Below are 6,000 nucleotides of genomic sequence, written 5' to 3'. Positions count from 1 at the left end.
GTGGCGCTAGCGCTTACCGGGGCTACAGCGCTGTGCGATTTGGTAGCCCGGACAAGGCGCAGCGCGCCGCCTCCGGGAAACTCCCCGGTGGCGCTAGCGCTTACCGGGGCTACAGCGCTGTGCAATTTGGTAGCCCGGACAAGGCGCAGCGCGCCGCCTCCGGGAAACTCCCCGGTGGCGCTAGCGCTTACCGGGGCTACAGCGCTGTGCGATTTGGTAGCCCGGACAAGGCGCAGCGCGCCGCCTCCGGGAATTGGTAGCCCGGACAAGGCGCAGCGCGCCGCCTCCGGGAAACTCCCCGGTGGCGCTAGCGCTTACCGGGGCTACAGCGCTGTGCGATTTGGTAGCCCGGACAAGGCGCAGCGCGCCGCCTCCGGGAAAATCCCTGCGCCACCAGGCCTTCAAGTACCTTACAGTTTGGCAAACACCCGACGGGCGGCGTCGATGGTGTTGTTAATGTCCTCTTCGCTGTGAGCGATGGACATAAAGCCGGCTTCAAATGCCGACGGCGCCAGGTACACGCCTTCCTCCAGCATCAGGTGGAAGAAGCGCTTGAAGCGTTCGACATCGCACTTCACCACGTCCTGATAGCAGGTGACGGTTTCGGCATCGGTAAAGAAGATGCCGAACATGCCGCCGACGTTATTGACCACCAGCGGGATCCCGGTTTCGCGCGCCGCGTTCAGCAGGCCATCCGCCAGCTGGTTGGTCAGATCGGTCAGGGTTTCATGCACACCCGGCTGCGCCACTTCGCTTAAGCAGGCGAAGCCAGCGGCCATGGCGATCGGGTTACCGGAGAGCGTACCAGCCTGGTACACCGGGCCGGTCGGCGCCAGCGCGTCCATCACTTCGCGGCGGCCGCCGAAGGCGCCCACCGGCATCCCGCCGCCGATGATTTTCCCGAGACAGGTCAGATCCGGCTCCACGCCGTAATAAGCCTGGGCGCCCGCCAGCGCCACGCGGAAGCCGGTCATCACTTCGTCGATGATCAGCAGGGCGCCAAATTCGTCGCACAACGCGCGCAGGCCCGGCAGGAACTCCGGCTGCGGCGGAATGCAGTTCATATTCCCGGCGACCGGCTCGACGATGATGCAGGCGATATCCTGTGGATATTGCTCGAACGCCGCGCGTACCGAGGCGAGGTCGTTATAGGTGCAGGTCAGGGTATGTTTCGCGAAATCGGCTGGCACGCCCGGCGAATTTGGCTGGCCGAGGGTCAGCGCGCCGGAACCGGCTTTCACCAGCAGACAGTCGGCATGGCCGTGATAGCAGCCTTCGAACTTAATGATCTTATCGCGGCCGGTGAAGCCGCGGGCCAGGCGAATCGCGCTCATGGTCGCTTCGGTGCCGGAGTTCACCATCCGCACCATATCCATGGTCGGGACCAGCTCGGTCACCAGCTCCGCCATTTTCACTTCCATTTCGGTCGGCGCGCCAAAGCTCAGGCCGCGGGACGCCGCTTCGATCACCGCATTGCGGATAGCCGGGTGGTTGTGGCCCAGCACCATCGGACCCCAGGAGCCGACATAATCGATATAGGCCTTCCCGTCCACGTCATAAAGATAGGCGCCATCCGCGCGTTCGATAAACAGCGGCGTGCCGCCGACGCCGGTGAAGGCGCGCACCGGCGAGTTAACGCCGCCGGGGATCAGTTCGCGCGCAGCATGGTATAGATTTTCAGATTTGCTCATGGCCAGGGTCCTGGTTCGTGAAAAATGTTTTATCGGCTATTCTAAGTTATTCCAGGATGGTTATGAAAGTTTTGCCCAATTGAAACAATGCGCCGCAAGGGCATTTTTTTGACGACGCAGCGCGCCGGGACGGCTAAAATGCCTCTCTCTTCATTTGTATTACCAATAATTGATAATGGCATGAAAGCAGAAACTCCCTCTTTTGAAGCACATCAGTTCGTGCGGGTACGTCGCGGCGATGCGGTGCGCCGTTTGATTCAGCGCGATAAAACGCCGCTGGCGGTCCTGTTGATGGCGGCGGTGGTTGGCACGCTGGCCGGTCTGGTGGGCGTGGCGTTTGAAAAGAGCGTGAACTGGGTGCAGAACCAGCGGATCGGCGCGCTGGCGCAGGTGGCCGATCATTGGTATCTGGTCTGGCCGCTGGCGTTTATCTTGTCGGCGCTGCTGGCAATGGTCGGTTATTTTCTCGTGCGCCGCTTTGCGCCGGAGGCGGGCGGCTCCGGGATCCCGGAAATCGAAGGGGCGCTGGAGGAGCTGCGGCCGGTGCGCTGGTGGCGCGTGCTGCCGGTGAAATTCATCGGCGGCATGGGGACCCTGGGCGCCGGAATGGTGCTGGGACGCGAAGGGCCGATGGTGCAGCTTGGCGGCAACATTGGACGCATGGTGCTGGATATCTTCCGCATGCGCAGTCCGGAGGCGCGGCACACGCTGCTGGCGACCGGTGCGGCGTCGGGGCTCTCGGCGGCCTTTAATGCGCCGCTGGCCGGTATTCTGTTTATCATCGAAGAGATGCGCCCGCAGTTTCGCTACAACCTGATCTCCATTAAAGCGGTATTTACCGGCGTGATCATGTCGAGCATTGTGTTTCGTATTTTCAATGGCGAAGCGGCGATCATTGAGGTAGGCAAGCTGAGCAACGCCCCGGTGAATACCCTGTGGCTGTATCTGGTGCTGGGCATGCTCTTTGGTTGCTTTGGTCCGCTGTTTAACTTCCTGGTGCTGCGCACCCAGGATATCTTCCAGCGCATCCACGGTGGCAATATCAAAAAATGGGTATTGATGGGCGGGGTCATCGGCGGGATCTGCGGCCTGCTGGGGCTGATGCAGCCCTCCGCGGTGGGCGGTGGCTTTAACCTGATCCCCATCGCCGCCGCCGGTAATTTCTCCGTCGGTTTGCTGCTGTTTATCTTTATTGCCCGCGTGGTGACCACGCTGATCTGCTTCTCTTCCGGCGCGCCGGGGGGGATCTTCGCGCCGATGCTGGCGCTGGGCACCTTGCTGGGCACGGCGTTCGGCATGGCGGCTATTCCGCTGTTTCCGGCCTACCATCTCGATGCCGGCACCTTCGCCATCGCCGGGATGGGGGCGCTGCTGGCCGCCTCGGTGCGCGCGCCGCTCACCGGGATTGTGCTGGTGCTGGAGATGACGGATAACTATCAGCTCATTTTGCCAATGATTATTACCTGCCTTGGCGCAACACTACTGGCGCAATTCCTCGGCGGTAAGCCTTTGTATTCGACCATTCTGCAACGTACTCTGGCGAAGCAGGAGGCCGAGCAGGCGGCAAAAGCGCAGCAGGCACCGCGGGAGAATACTTGAACGATTTACCAGGGTATTAGATAATGGCTCAAAAGGTCCGGTTATTCTTTAACCGGCCGGAAGTATCAATGGGAGCAAAAAATGAGTGATGACGTAGCGTTGCCGCTGGAGTTTACCGAAGCCGCAGCCAACAAAGTAAAACACCTGATTGCGGATGAAGATAATCCGAACCTGAAACTGCGCGTGTATATCACCGGCGGCGGTTGCAGCGGTTTCCAGTATGGCTTCACCTTTGACGATCAGGTGAACGAAGGCGATATGACCATCGAGAAACAGGGCGTCGGCCTGGTGGTTGACCCAATGAGCCTGCAGTATCTGGTCGGCGGCGCCGTCGACTATACCGAGGGTCTGGAAGGTTCGCGTTTCATCGTGACCAACCCGAACGCGAAAAGCACCTGCGGCTGCGGTTCCTCATTCAGCGTTTAAAGCGAGTGCGACCGGGCGCCTTCTCCTCCAGCGAGAGGGAGCCAACGCGAAAAACGGTAACCTTAAGGTTACCGTTTTGCTTTTACTACCGCCCGTTATCGTCCAGGGCAAACGTCGGCAGCTTCAGGTGCCAGCGGATCGCCGCCAGACGGATCACCAGTGTCACCACCATGCCCATCATCGCCGAATTCTCCAGCGGGAGATGAAAGGTGTCGTGTGCTGTAGCGTGGACAATGCCGCCGACAATACAGGCGGTGGCGTAGATCTCGGTGCGCAGAATCATGGGAATTTCGCGCGCCAGCACGTCACGGATAATCCCGCCGCCGACGCCGGTGACCACCCCCATGCAGACCGCCACCAGCGGACCACTGCCGGCGAGAAAGGCTTTATTGACGCCGATGCCGACAAACACCGCCAGACCGACGGCATCAAGAACGGGCAGTATCCATTTCGGCAGCCGACGCGGCTGGCGGACCAGCAGGATGGTCAGCATGCTGGTGACCATCGCCACCACCAGATCGGTGGGATCTTTGACCCAGAATACCGGGCCATTCGCCAGCGCCATGTCGCGGATGGTTCCGCCGCCCACCGCCGTCACCACGCCTAACACCAGCACGCCGAATGGGTCCATGCGTAATTTTCCCGCCAGCAGAACGCCGGAGATCGCGAAGACAGCCGTGCCAATAATATCCAGCCAATAGACAAGCATCGTTGATTCCCACTGAACATCCGGTGCGCCGGATGATTATTTTACCTGGTCAAGCGCCGCACAAAGTTGTTTGGCGGCGAGGATAATACGTGGGCTTGCGCGTTCAAACCAGTCGCTGTGTAACGCAATCAACGAAATGGTGAGCTGATGTTGCCAAAAGCGCTGCGCTTCGGCAATGCGGCTGGCGTCGCCGGTCACCACGATCGCCTGCGGCTGGCGGGCCAGCACCTGTTCGCGGCTCACCTGCGGCCAGGGAACACGGCTGGTGGCAAAGATATTCTCGCCGCCGCACAGCCCCAGCACCTGATCCTGAATCGAACCGGGACCACTGGTGAATAGCGGCGCGGATCCGAACTGCAGGAAGACGCGTTTCTTCGGCGCATTGGCATAGCGCGCTTTCAGCGTATCGTATTCCTGCTGCATCGCCTGCGCCGCCTGCTGCGCTTTTTCCGGCTGCGGGCTCCACTGCGCCAGCTGACGCAGGGTGGCGATGATCTCTTCTATCGTCGAGGTCTGCACCCAGAGGACATGAATACCCAGCGACTGCAGCTGGTTAACCTGGCGTTCGGCATTGCCCCCGCGCCAGGCCAGCACCACGTCTGGCTTTAGCGCCACGATGCGCTCCAGGTTCATCCCCTGCCAGCTGGCAACCTGTTCTATGGTTTTGGCCTGCGGCGGATAATCGGAATAGCTGCTGACGCCGACCGGCGTGATCCCGGCGGCAAAGGCCAGTTCGGTATTGGCGGGGGAGAGGGTGACCACCCGCGGCGCGGCCAGTAGCCACGCCGGGGCGAGTAACAGCAGCGCGGCAAGCGCGAAGGATAGCGACTTAGCCACGTGCCAGGTTCTGTACCAGATTCTCCACCATCAGGGTGGACTGTCTGGCGGCGACCGCAAGGAACTCGTCAAAACTGAGGTGGGACTGCTGATCGGCCACGTCGGAGATGGCGCGAACCACCACGAAGGGAACCTTGAAGTTATGGCAGACGTGAGCGATGGCGGTCGCTTCCATTTCCACGGCGATTGCCTGCGGGAAATTATGGCGGATCTTCGCCAGCGCGACGGAGCCGTTAATGAAGGCATCGCCGCTGACGATCAGGCCGCGAACGGCATTGAGATCTAACGCTTTAATGCAGTCTTCGGCGGCGGCCACCAGCTTATCGTCCGCTTTAAAGCCCGCCGGGCAGCCAGGCAGCTGGCCATACTCATAACCGAAGGCAGTGACGTCGGCATCGTGGTAGCGCGCTTCATCGGAGACGACGATATCGCCGACCTTCAGCGTCGGCGCGAGGCCGCCGGCAGAACCGGTATTAATGATCACGTCAGGCTGGCAGCGCTCCAGCAGCAGGGTCGCGCCCGTCGCCGCCGCCACTTTCCCGATACCAGACTTCAGCAGAGCGACGTCAACGCCGTGAAGTTGGCCGGTATAGATTTCGCTCCCGCCAATAGTGATAGTCTGGCGGTTTTCGATTTTGTCGCGCAGGAGGGTAACTTCCTCTTCCATAGCGCCAATAATGCCAATTTTCATAGATTTACTCGCGATGTGTCAGGTTTAGTTGCATAGTCTATCATGCG

General features: G+C 60.7%; 6 protein-coding genes. 2 read left to right on the top strand and 4 right to left on the bottom strand.

Annotated elements, in window-relative coordinates:
- Nucleotides 1-410: 410 nt before the first annotated feature.
- Nucleotides 411-1,691, bottom strand: a complete 1,281-nt coding sequence (gene hemL, locus CW267_RS15310) for a glutamate-1-semialdehyde 2,1-aminomutase (protein WP_022065539.1) — start codon at nt 1,689-1,691, stop codon at nt 411-413.
- A 180-nt stretch (nt 1,692-1,871) separates the two neighbouring features.
- Between hemL and clcA the strand changes: the two genes are divergently transcribed.
- Entirely contained in the window at nt 1,872-3,290 is a 1,419-nt protein-coding gene (gene clcA, locus CW267_RS15305) for a H(+)/Cl(-) exchange transporter ClcA (protein WP_008807364.1), read from the top strand.
- An 81-nt stretch (nt 3,291-3,371) separates the two neighbouring features.
- Nucleotides 3,372-3,716 (top strand): iron-sulfur cluster insertion protein ErpA, encoded by a 345-nt coding sequence (gene erpA, locus CW267_RS15300; RefSeq protein WP_008807363.1) that lies wholly within the window; start codon nt 3,372-3,374, stop codon nt 3,714-3,716.
- A gap of 85 nt (nt 3,717-3,801) precedes the next feature.
- On the opposite strand, the gene CW267_RS15295 is transcribed toward erpA, so the two are convergent.
- From CW267_RS15295 to mtnN, 3 genes are read right to left on the bottom strand one after another with little or no spacing between them, the layout of a single operon-like run.
- The gene (locus CW267_RS15295) at nt 3,802-4,425 is read right to left on the bottom strand and encodes a TRIC cation channel family protein (RefSeq protein WP_002889277.1); all 624 of its coding nucleotides are present in this window, start codon (nt 4,423-4,425) and stop codon (nt 3,802-3,804) included.
- A gap of 36 nt (nt 4,426-4,461) precedes the next feature.
- Nucleotides 4,462-5,262, bottom strand: a complete 801-nt coding sequence (gene btuF, locus CW267_RS15290) for a vitamin B12 ABC transporter substrate-binding protein BtuF (RefSeq protein ID WP_012542811.1) — start codon at nt 5,260-5,262, stop codon at nt 4,462-4,464.
- Nucleotides 5,255-5,953 (bottom strand): 5'-methylthioadenosine/S-adenosylhomocysteine nucleosidase, encoded by a 699-nt coding sequence (gene mtnN / locus CW267_RS15285; RefSeq protein WP_012968908.1) that lies wholly within the window; start codon nt 5,951-5,953, stop codon nt 5,255-5,257. Before mtnN ends, btuF begins: the two co-directional genes overlap by 8 nt.
- Nucleotides 5,954-6,000 lie beyond the last annotated feature (47 nt).

Origin of the sequence: Klebsiella sp. X1-16S-Nf21, assembly GCF_002837615.1 — a bacterium.
GTDB classification, from domain to species: Bacteria; Pseudomonadota; Gammaproteobacteria; order Enterobacterales; family Enterobacteriaceae; genus Klebsiella; species Klebsiella variicola.
Note: the sequence above shows the minus strand (reverse complement) of the source record. Positions and strands in the feature narration are given on the sequence as shown.

What these genes read in the sequence shown, in the direction of transcription:
- erpA (WP_008807363.1), top strand. Translation starts at nt 3,372, where the DNA reads ATGAGTGATGACGTAGCGTTGCCGCTGGAGTTTACCGAAGCCGCAGCC.
- hemL (WP_022065539.1), bottom strand. Translation starts at nt 1,691, where the DNA reads ATGAGCAAATCTGAAAATCTATACCATGCTGCGCGCGAACTGATCCCC.
- CW267_RS15295 (WP_002889277.1), bottom strand. Translation starts at nt 4,425, where the DNA reads ATGCTTGTCTATTGGCTGGATATTATTGGCACGGCTGTCTTCGCGATC.
- clcA (WP_008807364.1), top strand. Translation starts at nt 1,872, where the DNA reads ATGAAAGCAGAAACTCCCTCTTTTGAAGCACATCAGTTCGTGCGGGTA.
- mtnN (WP_012968908.1), bottom strand. Translation starts at nt 5,953, where the DNA reads ATGAAAATTGGCATTATTGGCGCTATGGAAGAGGAAGTTACCCTCCTG.